Source organism: Brasilonema sp. UFV-L1 (genome assembly GCF_012912105.1).
Lineage (GTDB): Bacteria > Cyanobacteriota > Cyanobacteriia > Cyanobacteriales > Nostocaceae > Brasilonema.
The window spans coordinates 1-15609 of the sequence record NZ_QMEA01000132.1 but is presented as its reverse complement, the minus strand read 5'-3'; the positions used below and the strand labels follow the sequence as shown (position 1 = coordinate 15609).

The window sequence follows — 15609 nt, the reverse complement described above, 5'->3', positions numbered from 1 at the left end:
GAAGGCAAGTTACTTCAAACCCTTTCTGGACATAACTCTGCTGTTTCTAGCGTCAGTTTTAGTCCGGACGGTGAAATGATTGCTTCTGGTAGTCATACCTTTATTATCAATAATAGTATGAAGAACTATACTCTCAAACTTTGGAGCCGAAATGGTCAACTACTAAAAAATCTTACTCAGGTTTGGTCTGATGTTTCTAGTGTCAGTTTTAGCGCGGACGGTCAGACACTTGCCTCTGGTGATCAAACCGGCATAGTGAAACTCTGGAGTTTAAATAGTCAAGAGTTCACAGAAAAAAATCTCACTGGACATGGCACAGTTGTCAATAGCGTAAGTTTCAGCCCAGATGGCGAATTACTTGCCTCTGGCGATCTTGGTGGCACTATCAAACTTTGGAGCCGGAATGGTCAACAACTCAAAACTTTGACTGGGCATAATGCTGCTGTTTATAGTGTCCGTTTTAGCCCGGACGGTAAAACGCTTGCCTCTGCTAGTGAAGACAACACTGTAATTTTGTGGAATCTCAATCTAGATGATTTACTAGTGAAGGGTTGTGATTGGCTGCATGATTATCTGAAAAACGAGAATGCTAATCTAAGTGAAGGCGATCGTGATCTTTGTGATGGTATTAAAAGCGTTGCAGGTTAACTCTGAAGAAACACTTTGCGTAATGGTCGCGACCCGAGGCAGTCACGCTTAAGGAACGAACTGTTTAGTGCCAAATTGTTTGTCCACTTGACAAATTATTGTCCGGGAGTATCCAAAATAATTATGAGTCATACGTTCACGGTATCCCAGTTGCTGGGACACTCATGACAACCCATTTATAAATTAAGTAACTTTTAGAATCAGAGTTCTTTCACAATAATTGTATTGGTAAATTACAAAGGTTACAGATTTTTGATTTTTATATTCTCGCTGTCATTAATTTGGTAAGTGGACAAACTATTTGGCACTCGATAAAAAGTATTCATTTCTCGTAGCTGCGATCGGCGTCACCAAAAGTATTTTACCAACAATGGGTCAAATGTTGGTATTTAAGTTCAAACTGGATGAATTAGTAACTATGTACTAATGTGTATCTGCTTGTAGCCTTCTTGTATTTGGTTAAAATAGAGAAGTAAAAAGCTGAAACCTATATATATGAGCTTTTTCAGCCTCTATTTCCGTTTTTGTAGGGATTTCGGCTCAACGCCAACAACAGCCCACTTAACCTTGTAACAGTTTGTCATACTTGCCACGGTGGGTTGCATGGGTCAATTGAACAGAGGGAGCAATGCAAAGAAAAATTGTTAAGGCTATTAAGCGAAAGCCTGCACCAGAACAAACCTACAATATAGCGACCGCCAATAGAAACTACTTTGCTGGAGGTATTTTGATTCACAATTGTGATGATCCAAATAATCCAGAGAAAGAGTCAGATGTAGTCAGAGAGGGAGCGTTAACTAAGTTTAAGAACTACTTGACAACAAGAGCCAACGACCCGAAGCGGACTAAAACCATAGTTGTACAACAGCGAACGCACGAGAGCGACGTAAGCGGCTACATCATCAAGACAGCCGCAGAGGAAAAAGACCCCGTTAGACGCTTCAAGATTGTCAAATTACCTACGCGCGCTCGCAAAAATGAAACAGTCGTTTTCCCGCGTTCTAAGACTGTTGTAGAGCGCAAAGCAGGCGAGTTGTTACATCCTCATCGTTTTGGAGAGGAAGAAGACGCAGAAGCTAAGAGAGACTTGGGCGCGTATGCTTACAGCGCTCGTCATGACCAGGAACCAGCACCATTAGAAGGTGGCGTTTTCAGTAAAGCAGTCTGGCAAACTTTTACAGAATTGCCTGCTAGATATGAACTCATCATCAGCGCTGACTTGTCTTTTGGCTCTACATCAAGCACAGCGTCATTTGTGTCTGTAGGCTTGTTTGCGATCGCCTATCCCAACTTCTACTTGATTGACCTGTTCCACAAACGCTGTGGCTTTAACGATGCTCAAAAAGGTATCAGAGAACTGATTAACAGAAACGAACCTGTTTACGGCATCATTGCAACCAAATTGATAGAGAAAAAAGCTTCTGGTGCAGCGATGATTGAGAAGTTGCAAGAAGAATTCCCAGGTGTATTAGCATTTAACCCTGATGAATTTGGCAGCAAGGAACAGCGAGCGCAGCTTATAGCTCCTGCTTTTGAGTCCGGCAACTTCCACATTAAACACGGTGTAGGCTGGCTAGAAAGTGTCAAAATAGAGTTTGTCAAATTTGGGGTTTACGATACTGACGATATCGTTGACATGACCTCACAAGCAATGATTTACTATCAACTCAAAATGAGAAAACGGCGATCGCCTGTTTCTTCTATTGTACAGTCATGAAAACTCTTACAGGTCAACCCGCAGGTTAGAACAAGAGCAAATGCGGATATGGACCCAACCCAAGAAAATAACTAAAAAGTCGTTAAGGAAAGATTTCTTTGACGACTAGTTATTATCTCTTTTTTGTGCTGCCTACGTCATAGCAAAAACAAACATCAATGCCCCTAAGATGACTAGGACAGTTAAGCCACCAATAGTCCCATATGGTACACTGTAACTCACATTACTTCCTGGTTATCCTCATTGAAAATGACAACGCACAGTTAAAGCCTGCTGGCGAGCCTGTCTTTGTGCTAGTAATGTAAAATCCGCGACAATTGACCAACAGAGCATTATGATTATAAGTCTTGCGATAAATGCCGTTAGCTGTCATAGTTGATGTGCTAAAAGTGGTCAAAGCGGCGGTCGCTGGAGAGCTAAAATCACCTGTAGTGGATGTCCCATACCATCTAACTGGAAAACTATAATTAGCACTTCCAGAATGCCCACCATTGGTTAAGTTTGCATCAAATGTTACGTTTCTAAGAAAAATATCAAAGCCCTGATATTCGTGATTTATAGGGATGATATCTTGAAGCTGGGCAGTCCCAAAAGAAGAAGAGATAACGCCCGAAAGATTGCTCTGTACCAGCAGTACATTCGAGTACCACTTACCACTAAAGTACATCCAGGGCTGTGGGGCAGTCGCAAAAGGCTCCCACCATAAATCAAAATCAGCAGGACTGGCGTGTGGATTATCGCCGTAGCTAACAGTTTGACCACCTATGATTGTGTTCTTGCTTGATTGATTAAGTAAGTCTAACTTCATCTTGTTTTCCTTAACCAGCCGCTACAAGTGTCCAAGTACCTGTTAAGGTCATCCCACTGAAATTAAATGTCATCGTATTAGCATTTACTGCATTGGGTTGAATTAAAACACCGTCACCTGTATTATCCCAAACAGCCCAGAGCAAGGGTTTACGTCCAAGTCCGTGGGACCATGTATAAACTCCTCCGGAAAGACTACCACTGGTGATATCTTGAGTAACAATGTTGGCTACAGCTTTTTCTGAGCCAGCTAGCCCAGACATAAATTTCTGATTTGTTTCACTCCAGTAGAAGCGAGCGAGCGCTAAGGTTCCTCTGTTCACTTCAAAACCCGCGTCTTCCGTAGGAGTGGAGCCGGAGTAGTTTGAGTTAAGTCTGATGATGTTGTCAGCTACTTCTACCTGCTCCGTGTTGATGATGGTCTGTGTACCCTGTACGGTTAGATTACGCACAATGATATCAGCGTAACCATCGTTTGCATAGGTTCGTAGCGCCAACGCTCCAGACATATCTAGAAGGCGGACACCTGAGCTAGTATTGTTAATTACAAAAGAAGAATTACTTGTGCCCGTGTCAGTGTTTTGCTGATGAAATCTGCTGTCATTACCAGCGGCTACGGTAGAGCTTGTTGTGCCTACAGGAATTCTTGCAATATCAAAAATGCCCGTAGATATCTTTGCAGTATCAAGTGCAGGAATATCAGCAGGAATCAGACTTCGGAAACTAGGAGCGCCCGCGCCGCCTACTGGTGCTGCAAACACAGTATTTTGAGCTTGATTCTTCCAAGCAAGCGTTAGTGTACCGTTAGTGTTTATTGGAGAGCCAGACACGTTAAACTCACCACTTGGCGCAGCAAGAGCAACGCTCATGACTGTTCCGCCCCCTGTTGCTATTGTTGCCCATTCAAGCTGATTCGGGGTTCCTGATGACGCTCTGAGTACTTGTAGTTCTGTAGGCGCGACCGCTGGTGCTATGTAATCAATGTTAGATGTTTGTGCTGATGATGGTCTAAGTGATGTCCAAATTGATGAGCTTACCAAAAGTTGTAAAATTGCCTGTTTCATGACGCCCTCACTATCCAAGTATTAGAAATTGGTGTATAGCCATCTAGATACACGTGCGCTAGATTTTCATTAATAAAAGTGACATTAGTTGGCTCTACTTGGTCACGATTATCATTAACTAAAGTGATGTTTACCACGCCATCTGCTGCAAATAAACCATGTACAACTGGAAGCAATGAACCTATTAAATCAGCTTGAGTAAATCTCATTATGTAAGGCTTTTGTCCATAACAGATTTGATTAGGGACCTCTATATAAACTCGTTCCTCGATGAATGTGACCGCGCTCTCTGTTGTTTCATCAACTTCTACACGTAACCGTTCAGGGGGGTAACGAGAGAATAAGGGTTACAGGCGATTTAATTGGTTGATTTAGCTACGTCGGCTCCTCAAATTTAGTAACAATAGTTGGGGTTGTCAGGTGATGTCTACGACGGGCTAGGTCTAGGTCAATGAGGGAGACCAAAATATGGTAATGTGAAATTTATGGAACAAAAGCGCCCATCCTACATTGAGCAGATCCCCCGTGTTGATTGGGAAAAGACTCCAGCCAGTGTCCAGGAACTGGTAGAGGGGATGGGGCAGGAAATCGAAAGCTTAAAAAAACAATTGGCGGAAGTTCTCATAGTCCAGCAGCAGCTAGAAGAAAGAGTCAATCGGACATCGAAGAATTCATCATCACCTCCAAGTGCCGACCCACCAGGCTTTGGGAACAAGCAGGAGAAAAAGAAAAGTACCAAAAAACGGGGAGGGCAACCAGGTCATTCGGGCACAAGTCGAGACTTATACCCCATAGAAGAATGTAGCTGTGTCATAGACCATCGTCCAGAAGAATGTGCTAATTGTGGAGAAATCCTTAATGGGTCAGATACAAACCCCTATCGCCATCAAATAGTAGAAATTCCACCAATCAGTCCCATTGTGATCGAGCATCGTTTGCATCAGTTAACTTGCAATCTCTGTGGTGGAACGACTCGTGGAACATTACCTGATGAGGTGAACCCAAGTGGTTACGGGGTAAGAGTAGTGGCGTTAGTTGCATTGCTGAGTGGAGTGTATCGCAATAGTCAAAGAATGGTACAAAGTGCCATGCTTGAAGTATTTGGGATTTCAATATCATTGGGAACGATAAACAAACTTCGGCTTGAAGCAAGCGATGCAGTTGCAGGTTGTGTGGATGAAGCAAAACTTTATATCCAATGCTCGCATGTAGTGGGAGCGGATGAAACTAGCTTTAATCAAGGAAATATTGACGGTAGTAACCCTCAACAGAGAAAGGCTTGGCTCTGGGTTGCAGTTACACCCCTAGTTACATTTTTTGAAATTGCCCTGACTCGTTGTACCGCTGCTGCTCAGAACTTATTGGGTGAAAACTTTTGCGGGATTTTAAACTCTGACCGTCATGGTGCGTACAACTGGATAGATTTAGAACGTCGGCAATTATGTTGGGCGCATCTACGACGGGAATTTATCAAAATGTCAGAACGTCCCGGAGTCTCGGCACAATTGGGAACTGCACTGGTTAAACAACAGGAGAAGTTGTTTGAACTATGGCATCGAGTACGAGATGGTACTTTGTCTCGTTGTGATTTTGTGGAGTTGGTTCAAGAGATTCGCTCATCAATCAAGACCACTTTAGTTGAAGCTGACGAATACCAGATTACAACCAGGGAAAAAACACCCCTAGCAAAAACAGTTCGCACTTGTCGGCAATTACTCAAAGTTGAGTCGGCGATGTGGTTGTTTGTCACAACTGCTGGTGTAGAACCAACTAATAATGCCGCAGAAAGGGCTATTCGTCCTGCTGTCATCTGGCGACGGACTAGTTTTGGTTCTCAAACTCTTGCTGGTAGTAATTTTGTGGCTCGGATGCTCACGGTGGTGACAACCCTCAAGTCCCAAAGGCGTAATGTTTTGGAGTTTATGACTCAGGCTGTTATTGCTGCTCGTGATGGTAAATTAGCTCCTTCTTTACTTCCAGAAGTCATTTCAAGTGACGAGTCAGAAGATTTCTTAAATGTAGCGTAAAGATGATTACTGCATTGCTAATCATCAGGTTTACTAGGATATTAGCTTAATGGTCAGTCACAGACTGGCATGACTCTGTTTTCTCACTACTTTGAAACGTCTTAAAATATTGTTAAGCTCATGTCTTTAAAGCCTTAACGAGTCACTCAGCAACTGGAGAAGATTACTTGGCGTAGCGGAGTACCGGGTGCGGGCTAAAACTGTCTTGATTGCTCACTAAAAATTTTTGTAGCCCGTTCCCGGTACCAAGTAATCTAGCGTAGCGGTCTCCAGTTGCGTCACTTACCCCCTGAACGGATACTTCTACACACTCATTATTAATGATTAATTTATCGTCATTACACAATCGTCTAGACATCAGCAGTCACCTCTAAACTTATCTCCACAAATCCCTGTGCAAGCCGTAATGTCTCACCATCTGCGGCTTCTGCTTCAATGTCGTAGCAAAATACATTTTGTCCTAGCAATGGCTCACTATAGCTTGTACGTTTGTACATATTTTTAGTTATCCAAACTGTTGACAAAACTTGAGTATCTGCGACCGTTAAGAATGGCTTAATGATTGACCGCGCTACAGTTTTGTTACAGACAGTCACGTTTTTGTACTCAACAGGCTCAAAGCTAAACTCAGCAAGTAATGTACCTCCTCGTGAGGCGTACTTGTCTCTGATGTGTCCTCTCAGTGTCCATGTTGTTAAATCGCGCTCTGCAAGTATCGTAACTTTTCTGTAGTTAGCGCCCTGTTCTATAGCTAAAAGTCTGCCTCTGCGGTCACAATCAGTTAAGTGTAATATCGCGGTCATAACGCCTCGCTAGAGAAAGATTTTCTTAACGCATTTGTCCAGACTCAGGAGACTTATAGCCAGAAATAAACTTAGGCTTTTGATTGTAGTAATTCTGTAGTTTCTGATAGTAAGCTCTCACCTCTAAATTTATTTCTTCTTTAATATTCTGGCTTACTGTACTGCTAGGATGTAATACTTGTTTGTCTTCCATATCAAAACATGATGAAACAATTAGATTGAACCCTCTGCGACTATCGCGGTACGCAGAATCACGCCACATCCCCATCTGACTTTTCGCTCGCTATAGCTATCTGGTCAGAGGTTAGTGACTCGTTGGAAACCCGCTCTGAGGGAGAATCAGACTGCCTACTTTCAGACTTGCTTACTTGTTTGCGGGTTAAATGTCGTTGATGCGCCTCCAACAAAGCTGGTTCCAACCTTAGATACTCGTTTTGAGCATCTTGCAACACCAACATATCCTGATTGACTGACCTACTCAAAAACGCGCTAAACAAATCGCGGTGATGTTCAGGAATACCCGTTACATCGCGGTGAACTCGTTCTGATAGGGACTTTTTGATGCGACTACCATCCAAATGAGCCTGAGATAGCGCTGTCTTTTGAGTAGAGAACTTTGTGAACGAACCGCCAGCATTTTCAGCTTTACGTTTCAGTTCGGATTGTACAAAACCTGGGGACTTGGCAGATATCGCTTTTCCGTAGCGTTTTTGCCATCCCTTTACCGATACGTTCTCGGTTTTTATATGCTTGCCATGCCTTAAAATTTCGTTGATGACACGACGATTCTGGGTCTTGGCGTACGCGGTCTTTTTACGCTCTAATTCGCGTTTCTTGGCAGATGCTTTGAGGTAATTCTTAGATTTGTTCCACTGGCGGCTGTTCTTCTTGACTTTACCTTTTTTTACAACGGTCTTGCGTCCCTTCCTTGCCTTGAAGCTTGGTTCAAAGTTATCTGGGTTGTTAACACGTTGAGAGCGCTGCATCTTTCTTTGCAGTGCCGCTATCTCTTTGGTAAAACTTGGCACATTTTCAGCAAACGGCAACAAGTCAGCGTGGTTATCACCAACAAGAGCGATATTGGAAATATTTAAATCTAAGCCAACCAAACCATCAGAAACGTAGTTTTGAGGTTTCTGGTAAGGTAGTCCCTCATTAACTAGCTGGCAGTACCAACGACGTTTACCATTCAAGATGCGCCACAACAAGCGAACATACTTAATCGGAGATTCAAGTCCATGTCGAATTACTGGATTGGCTGGATCAAGGATTGGTTTTACTATGAGCTTGCCCCATACCAGGTAATCATCTTTCCACCGGATACCTTGCTTGTTGGACTTGCCTTCTATTGAACGGAACCGACTTGGTACTTTATAGCGTACGTCCGAAGACAAACCCAACATAACTCGTTCACTTGCCTTGAATGCCCGTGTAGCTAGTTTCTGTTGGGCAGTAGAATCAACTTTTTCGGCTATCCACTTGGAATTTTTACTGGTTATCGTTGCAAAACTATGCAAGTCATACTCGGAGTATCTGTACTGCTCTCTTGCTTTCTTGAAAGCTTCACACCGCTCTTTATTCTTAATTCTAGGAATTTTCTTAGCTGTCTTATATAGCTCGGAGTTGCGTACTAATTCTAGTCGTTTCATCGCTTCATTTAAACAGGCATTATATAGCTGCCTTCCTGCTTGAAAACGAGACAGTAATTCTGCTTCCTGCTTACTGTCCACGATTAACGGCACTTCTGTTATGAATGATGAAGTTTGATTGCGAGCCAATCAAATTACCTCCTATCTTCTTGGTGATATCTATTAATATTTTACTATGAATTCACGTCAAATTATGCCGTTTCCGGACAACTTGGCGTGACGGTCAATGAATTTATCTAGTCGCATTTCCACCCCGATATAAATAACCGTAACGTCGAATTCATTTAATTTCTTGATAGATTCACTTCGGGGCTATCATGCTCCAGCGTGAATCAGCGTATGATGAACATGATAATATTTGTTAGATGTTGCAATCAATAATGAGTTTATGTTAGAAGGGACGATCACCCATTATCCCTGACTTTTCATCCGGCGATCGCTATGGAAAAAGATATTGAACTTATCAGAAAAAATCTTGGATATTACACAGGATTGACATTTTGGGATACTGCAATATTGCCCAAGATGAAGGAAGAATCAGATAACGCTCGCCGGATTATGGAGCGTGTCAAAAGGCTTTTTCAAGTAGCAAACAAATGTCAAGAGATAGTTGTACGCCATAGAAACGCGCTAATAGGAAATACGCCTACTTGGTACATTGTCAATCAGCAAGGCGAGCGCGAAGAAAGTGGCACCGCAAGCGCAATAGCAGAGCATTTAAGGCGATTACAAGCTCAATGGTTGCGTATGTCCATAGGTCGTTATCCTTTGCACTCTGACCCGATTGCAAAGGCGGTTGACGATGCGCTCACAACAGGCTACGGATATTTGCGTTTATGGAGTCCTGCAAGATTTGCAAAGTCTGCTAATATCTATCAACGCATTGGGCTACACTCACCTGACATTGAATCCGTTAACATTATCAGAGATAATGATGAATTCGTAGACAAGATAGAGTATACATTTATATATAAAAATGAAGCGCTCAAGGAAGTTCAACAGTTAGATGAGCAGGGTAGAACAGTCTTTCATTGGGAGAATGCAAACGGCGATCGCGTGACGATGGATAATGGTCTAGATGAGATTAAGCTAGACTTGGGCGGACACTTCACTGTTTATGAAATTAAGCGATCGCCCCTCATCACGGACACAGTTAGACGTGCTCAAGATGCAATTAATCACGCTCTAACGATGATGCCAACGAACATCGAATACTCAGGTTTCCTGACAAGAGTTGTTGCAAACGGACTACCACCTGGGACGTGGGAAGTCATAAATGGTCGAGAAACTTTTACCCCTACAGGAGAGTTGCTTTTCTCACCAGGAGTAACTAATTTTGTTGCAGGAATCCCCACTTTTGACAACGCAGGGAACATTTTAAACTATACGACCCCTTCTGTTAGCACAGAAGGCATAGCCGATGTTGCTCCACTTATCAATGCTTATAAAACTCATTGTGCGGTCATCTACGAAACAACTCATCAAGCTCATATACTGTCATCTGATATGACCATAAGCGGTATCAGTCGTCAGCAGCTACGAGCCGATTTCAAGACATCTCTAGGTACTGACAAAGTAGCGCTAGAGGCAATTCTAGCTGATTGCTGGGCGACCGCCTTGTTTATGCTGCTGCAAGGACAGATAGCAACCATCAAGAAATATGATATTATCGTTGACTTGCTTCTAGAACTAGGCGAACCCTCCGCCGAAGAACGCGCTGCTGTCAGAGAGGACTATAAAGCAGGATTACTGAGTCAACAAACAGCAATCTCTCTCAACGGTTATGTTGACAATCCAGCTGCAGAAGTTGAGAACATCAAACAGGAAAGTCAACAGTTGACTACAATTAATGAGGATGTAACTAATGATGTTGTCGATTTACCTAGACCCACAGTTATTGATGCTGCTGCTTAGGGAAATCTTTCTTTAACGATTCTGATATTTTTTTAGGGCGCTTCTCTGCTTTGATTAACGCCTATCGCAAATCTCCCGTAAAAGCGATACGTCAGAGGCATTTGCTTTCCCTTGCAATCGCCCTTGGAGGAAAACTTTTCGATTTACTGAATCCATCCGTGACAGTTTAACTGGAGTTTAGGGCGTGGTAAAAGCACAGTTGTAACTAATTGCCAATAAATTAGTGGCGATAAAAGTTTGTTGCCAATCTTGGACGTTTGTTTATGAGTTCATCTTGATTAAACTCCTTTTGACATCTGCCAGAGTTGGATTTCACAACACAGATGGCGTTCAAAAATTGTCCGTGCTGCTAACCCCTCGACAATTGATTTATTCGTCATATTCCGAGCGAGCACCAAATTTGGCTTTCTCATGTTTCTGCTCTATTACACTTGAGAAATACCAAACTAAGTGCGTCTGACCATAACTAAATTACCCTCTATCTTTGTCGTGTAAGTTGAGAGCGGTTTTGTGGCTGGACCATTTTGCACCTTGCCATCAAGTTTATATTCAGAAGCGTGACAAGGACATAAGAATATTTTTTCATTACTCAGCCATTCTACTGTACAACCCATATGAGTGCAGGTGGGATTAACAGCTATCAGGTTTTTACTTGTAGAAGTACCAACGACTAAGACTGAACCAACAGGTGACTTTTCATTTAACAGCTGACCAGTTTTATCCAACTCGGCTGTCGTCCCCACCGTTTGCCAATCTCCAGATACTGATGATATCGCTGTAGTATTTTGCTCAGAAGCGGCAACTTTTACAGGTAGGCTACTTACCAAAGAACCTACACCAATGCAAGTCATAAAATCACGACGTTTCATTTTATTTAAATTCTATAGAACAATATTTAGACAATTTCTCAAAACCATACAATTTTTGATAAAAACTGTAAAAAAATTAGGGGAAAGAAACAATTTCTTTCCCTACTTCCTTGCTTTTCCAAATATGAAAAATTAAGGGAAATCAATTCTATGGAAGGCTATTCCGCAGGCGACGCAAACAATTTACCGATGCAACACAATCACAGCCAAACATAGCTACAGCAGCATCGCTTTCTGCATCTGTCACCCCAAGCAGAGCCTTTTCGCTATTTGCATCGGTAATATCAATCTCTGGTGCACCCTTCTTCAAATGAGACAATTGTTTAGCATTAGCGCAAAAATATTTACCGAGTTTTGGATGTTTTACACAAGCTTTTTGGCCTTCTGCTGATACTGGTGTAGTAGTAGCGTCTGTACGGTTTACAGGTTGCGGATTTACAGGTTGACCTGCTGTGGTAACTTTACTAGTCATTACCAATGACGCTAGAGAAATCAAAGCTGTGGATTTGGTAGTCAAAGCTACGAATAGTTTTTTCATACAATTCTCCCAGAAGTAGGTTGACAATTAAGGTTGATATTCTCTCTCACTTTGGCAGGGAAATAATGTTTTCAAAGAACCTGGATACTCAAAGGAATTTACCCATCATATACGCCATGAAATAAATTACTATCTTAGACTCACAGATTCTTGAAAAACTAGTGGCAAAAAATCAAAGTAAAATTTTTTATTTTTTTACCTTGTATCTCTTACATTTATTTATTTCCCAAACAGGAGATTTTTCCTGTTTCTACATACTCAATAGTTACTTGGTAGAGAGATAGCAATCGATTATACTTCTACTTTCATGGTTGCGACTATTATGTTGATAGCCTATATACCTTCTAGGACATTAGACTAGGTTGAAATTCTTCCCAGCGATTGTAGACCTGTTGGTAACATTCGGGGGGTGTAATAACAAGATTTTGTAAGAGATTGACTTCCATGTGCCCATTTATTGTCAGCAAGATAACCAACTCTTTGTGGGGGTCGTAAGTGTTGACAACTTGTAGGAATACTGATAGCTTTCCTCCTTCAAACCCGTACTTCTGGATGTAAGTTAAAACTTGTTGTTTAGGGATAAACTGAGTCGTAAACGGTATCAGATCCAGGCTTGTTGTCCTAGGATCAGCAGCTTTGGCATCCACATCGCAAACGACAACTCCTCGACCTATTTTCAAGAAACCTTTCCAGCTGTAGTAGCCAATCACTAACAAATTGGCGTGAATGAAGCCATTCTGCCAGTAGCCAAAATTGCTTTGCCAGACGCTATTTTCCTGCCACATTCACTTCCTCCTGTAGCACCAGTGACTCAATGCGAACCTGATCAAGTTCCCGACCAATCAACACTAATCGTGTTTGACGGGGTTCGTGGGGTTGCCAAGGACGGTCATATTGGTCATCATGTTGATCGTTACCTAACCAAGCTTGAGGGAGTTTGGTTGGCAAAGTTTCTGTCCATCAATTCTGTGCGTGAGTTCGCCCGCACAGCGCGGAACATTCCAAATCGGCACAGCCCTCCACCAAACGCCAAACGCATCAGCAAAAACGTCGGCACCTCGCGCACAGACTTGATCAAACCAGACAGTCCAAAACGCAGCAATCCGCCCGGTCGAGCTACACCTTGCCAGATCGAATCTAACCAAGAAGGAAGCGTTTGTTTCGTCCAATCTGCCGTAATGACCTCCCCCTCGACTAATTCCGTCGCTGCCAAAAGCTCGGAAAAGCCTTCAATGCTGGAAAAAGCTGGATGAGACCACTGATCGAGGAGTTGTCGCATGACTGGTTTTTCCCAGAAATTTAGAGGTTTTTGGCGGTCATCCCTCTGATTCCAGTCAGCTACAACCAACACTCCACCTGGCTTTAGCACCCGCATTAATTCTCTAGCAAAAACGGCTTTATCGGGCATGTGGGGACCTGCTTCAATCGACCAGACCACATCAAAACTGGCATCTGGAAACGACAACGCCATCGCATCATCGACCGCAAACTGGGCGTTTAGCTCTTGGGGTGTTAACTCCTGGGCACGCTTCACCTGTTGTGGGCTGATCGTAATCCCTGTGACGGCAAACCCATAATCTCGCGCTAAAATCCGGCTGCTGCCCCCAATACCACAGCCAACATCTAAGACGGTGGCACCAGAGGGTAATTTATCTAAATCACCCCATTTAACCATTTCATGTACAAAGTCAGATTTAGCAGCCAGAAAATTTTTCCGTCGTGGCGGCGAACCGTAGTGACCGAGGTGAATGTGTTCCCCCCAATAAAACTCTAGGATGCCGTCACTCGTCCATTGATCGTAGGAATTGGCGACTGTGGCTGAGGATTGATACTTGCGGGCACTCAGGAAATAAGCCGCAATTCCAATCACCAAAAGCAGAAGAAAACCAATTACAAAATATAATAAATTTGACATTGTTTTGAACGCTCCTGTACGCCTACCGTAGATAGATTTTTTGCACGAATCTCGTACCCATGAATTTTGTAGCACCGAACCCTTGATCTACTAAATTCCAACTGCCTGTGCAGTTTAACTCATTTGTGAAGTCTCACTAACGGTTTGCTCATGGGTCGTCTGCGGATGAACCGAATCAGACGAGCGCTCGCAATGGAAATCGTCCTAGACATCGACATTGCAATGTTTTGAACACCTCGAATAATTTTCCCTTGAAGTAGCCGGGGCTTCTGTTTGGCTTCGGGGAGAGCCGTCTGTTTGACAAAAGGATGAACAGCAGTGGGAATCTTCCCAGTTCGGTGAAGATAGGATTGCGGCATGATGATTAACCGAGTAAAAATCTAGTAAAGATGTGATTTGAACATTGAAGAACCCTATGTATCAATAAGTGAGACGGTTGGGATTTGTATCTCCTAAAAAATTGGACTGGGGCTGAAATTCTGTCCATCTTTTGCAGACCTGTTCATAGCATTGGGGTGGGGTGATGGGTAAGTTTTTCAGGTAAAAGAACGTGGCTTGGTTAAAAGATTCCAGCAATAACAAGACTTCGGTAGTAGGATTGTAAGTATCCACGGCTGACAAGATGTGAGCATTCATAAAATGATGGCGCAGAATTACGGTGTCGGGAGCAGCTAACCAGGCATTTAAGAAGGCAGCTAGACAATTTCGTGGTATAAAATGAACTTGAAATGTTTCCCCTGCCACTCCAATTGCAGGGGAATTGGTGCTACAAACGATGACACCGCGATTGCCTCCCAAATACCCCACCCAGGCGTTGTAACCAATCACCAATAAATTTGTGGCAATCAAGCCTTGCTGCCAGTCCAAAGCATCGGAAGTATGACTCATTGATGCCTCCTTAAAGGGTCAAACAGAGTAGACGGCGTTGCAGATTAAGAATATGAATTTAGTCTCCCTTGGTAATATTTACTTCCTCTCGTAAAATTTTGGCTGCATCAACCATATTTTTAATTGATGGAATCACCTCTTCCCAACGACGAGTTTTTAACCCACAATCAGGATTTACCCAAATTTGTTTTACGGGTAAATTAGCAACTCCAGTCCGCAATTGCTGTAAAATCTGTTCAGTTGTCGGGACTACGGGACTATGGATGTCATAAACTCCATTACCAACTTGATGTGAGTAGCCACCTTCTGTTATTTCTCGCAAAGTTTGATTATTGCTGCGACTATTTTCAATCGAAATAACATCAGCATCTAACCGTTCAATATCCTTGATAATGTCACCAAATTCGCAGTAGCACATATGGGTATGAATTTGAGTTTGAGGTTGGGCTACTGCTGTCGCCAAACGAAATGCATCCACAGCCCAAGAAAGATATTCACTCCACCGTTGAGGCTTTAAAGGTAAACCCTCACGTAGCGCTGGTTCATCTACTTGAATGACTTTTGCACCAGCCGCTTCCAAATCCGCTACCTCATCCCGCAACGCCAAAGCAATTTGAAAAGCTTGTTCTTGACGAGAAATATCCGTCCGGGTGTAAGACCAATTTAAGATAGTTACAGGACCTGTCAACATCCCTTTGACAGGTTTTTCAGTCAATAGACCTCTTGCAAAAGTCGGTCAAACAAAGCCAGTTTTAGCTAGGTGAAGCTCA

At 42.8% G+C, this 15609-nt stretch carries 18 protein-coding genes; 4 read left to right on the top strand and 14 right to left on the bottom strand.

The features are described 5' to 3' along the window. The coding region (locus DP117_RS27160) for a WD40 repeat domain-containing protein (protein WP_169221321.1) at window positions 1-648 on the top strand (648 nt) is incomplete at its 5' end. Window positions 649-1276: 628 nt separating this feature from the next. After that, window positions 1277-2365 carry a hypothetical protein gene (locus DP117_RS27155; protein WP_169221320.1) on the top strand — a complete coding sequence of 363 codons (1089 nt, stop codon included), beginning with the start codon at window positions 1277-1279 and terminating at the stop codon, window positions 2363-2365. Window positions 2366-2588: 223 nt separating this feature from the next. Here DP117_RS27155 and DP117_RS27150 read toward each other — a convergent pair whose 3' ends face one another. The 3 genes from DP117_RS27150 to DP117_RS35605 are packed head-to-tail and all read right to left on the bottom strand — an operon-like array spanning window position 2589 to window position 4445. After that, on the bottom strand, window positions 2589-3173 hold the full coding sequence (locus tag DP117_RS27150) for a hypothetical protein (protein ID WP_169221319.1): 585 nt from the start codon (window positions 3171-3173) through the stop codon (window positions 2589-2591). A 10-nt stretch (window positions 3174-3183) separates the two neighbouring features. Further along, window positions 3184-4236 (bottom strand): hypothetical protein, encoded by a 1053-nt coding sequence (locus tag DP117_RS27145; protein WP_169221318.1) that lies wholly within the window; start codon window positions 4234-4236, stop codon window positions 3184-3186. Beyond that, entirely contained in the window at window positions 4233-4445 is a 213-nt protein-coding gene (locus tag DP117_RS35605; RefSeq protein WP_211176373.1) for a hypothetical protein, read from the bottom strand. The genes DP117_RS27145 and DP117_RS35605 overlap by 4 nt, the downstream gene beginning before the upstream one ends. A gap of 276 nt (window positions 4446-4721) precedes the next feature. Between DP117_RS35605 and DP117_RS27140 the strand changes: the two genes are divergently transcribed. Then, complete coding sequence (locus DP117_RS27140) at window positions 4722-6263, top strand: IS66 family transposase (RefSeq protein WP_169221317.1); 1542 nt, start codon at window positions 4722-4724, stop codon at window positions 6261-6263. A 350-nt stretch (window positions 6264-6613) separates the two neighbouring features. Here the strand turns inward: DP117_RS27140 and DP117_RS27135 are convergent, their stop codons facing one another. Genes DP117_RS27135 through DP117_RS27125 form a run of 3 tightly spaced genes read right to left on the bottom strand, consistent with a single transcriptional unit; the run spans window position 6614 to window position 8844 of the window. Next, window positions 6614-7066 (bottom strand): hypothetical protein, encoded by a 453-nt coding sequence (locus tag DP117_RS27135; RefSeq protein WP_169221316.1) that lies wholly within the window; start codon window positions 7064-7066, stop codon window positions 6614-6616. A 25-nt stretch (window positions 7067-7091) separates the two neighbouring features. Continuing rightward, window positions 7092-7328 (bottom strand): hypothetical protein, encoded by a 237-nt coding sequence (locus tag DP117_RS27130; RefSeq protein ID WP_169221315.1) that lies wholly within the window; start codon window positions 7326-7328, stop codon window positions 7092-7094. Continuing rightward, window positions 7318-8844 carry a transposase gene (locus tag DP117_RS27125; RefSeq protein WP_169221314.1) on the bottom strand — a complete coding sequence of 509 codons (1527 nt, stop codon included), beginning with the start codon at window positions 8842-8844 and terminating at the stop codon, window positions 7318-7320. Before DP117_RS27125 ends, DP117_RS27130 begins: the two co-directional genes overlap by 11 nt. Before the next feature lie 312 nt (window positions 8845-9156). Here DP117_RS27125 and DP117_RS27120 point away from each other — a divergent pair, with 312 nt between their 5' ends. Next, window positions 9157-10629, top strand: coding sequence for a hypothetical protein (locus DP117_RS27120; RefSeq protein WP_169221313.1), 1473 nt, complete (start codon window positions 9157-9159; stop codon window positions 10627-10629). A 278-nt stretch (window positions 10630-10907) separates the two neighbouring features. Here DP117_RS27120 and DP117_RS37065 read toward each other — a convergent pair whose 3' ends face one another. The 8 genes from DP117_RS37065 to DP117_RS27080 form a co-directional block, all read right to left on the bottom strand. After that, window positions 10908-11042 (bottom strand): hypothetical protein, encoded by a 135-nt coding sequence (locus DP117_RS37065; RefSeq protein ID WP_282440327.1) that lies wholly within the window; start codon window positions 11040-11042, stop codon window positions 10908-10910. A gap of 33 nt (window positions 11043-11075) precedes the next feature. Continuing rightward, window positions 11076-11498, bottom strand: coding sequence for a ubiquinol-cytochrome c reductase iron-sulfur subunit (locus tag DP117_RS27115; RefSeq protein WP_169221312.1), 423 nt, complete (start codon window positions 11496-11498; stop codon window positions 11076-11078). A gap of 148 nt (window positions 11499-11646) precedes the next feature. Beyond that, window positions 11647-12036: a hypothetical protein gene (locus DP117_RS27110; protein WP_169221311.1), complete on the bottom strand. Its 390-nt coding sequence runs from the start codon at window positions 12034-12036 to the stop codon at window positions 11647-11649. Window positions 12037-12380: 344 nt separating this feature from the next. After that, window positions 12381-12821: a hypothetical protein gene (locus tag DP117_RS27105; RefSeq protein WP_169221310.1), complete on the bottom strand. Its 441-nt coding sequence runs from the start codon at window positions 12819-12821 to the stop codon at window positions 12381-12383. Further along, a complete protein-coding gene (locus tag DP117_RS27100; RefSeq protein ID WP_169221309.1) occupies window positions 12805-12984 on the bottom strand; it encodes a GTP-binding protein in 180 nt (59 codons plus the stop codon). Before DP117_RS27100 ends, DP117_RS27105 begins: the two co-directional genes overlap by 17 nt. Then, the gene (locus DP117_RS27095) at window positions 12950-13951 is read right to left on the bottom strand and encodes a methyltransferase domain-containing protein (RefSeq protein WP_169221308.1); all 1002 of its coding nucleotides are present in this window, start codon (window positions 13949-13951) and stop codon (window positions 12950-12952) included. Before DP117_RS27095 ends, DP117_RS27100 begins: the two co-directional genes overlap by 35 nt. A 420-nt stretch (window positions 13952-14371) precedes the next feature. Then, entirely contained in the window at window positions 14372-14839 is a 468-nt protein-coding gene (locus tag DP117_RS27085; RefSeq protein WP_169221306.1) for a hypothetical protein, read from the bottom strand. A gap of 58 nt (window positions 14840-14897) precedes the next feature. Continuing rightward, complete coding sequence (locus DP117_RS27080) at window positions 14898-15554, bottom strand: hypothetical protein (protein ID WP_248277858.1); 657 nt, start codon at window positions 15552-15554, stop codon at window positions 14898-14900. Window positions 15555-15609: the final 55 nt, after the last annotated feature.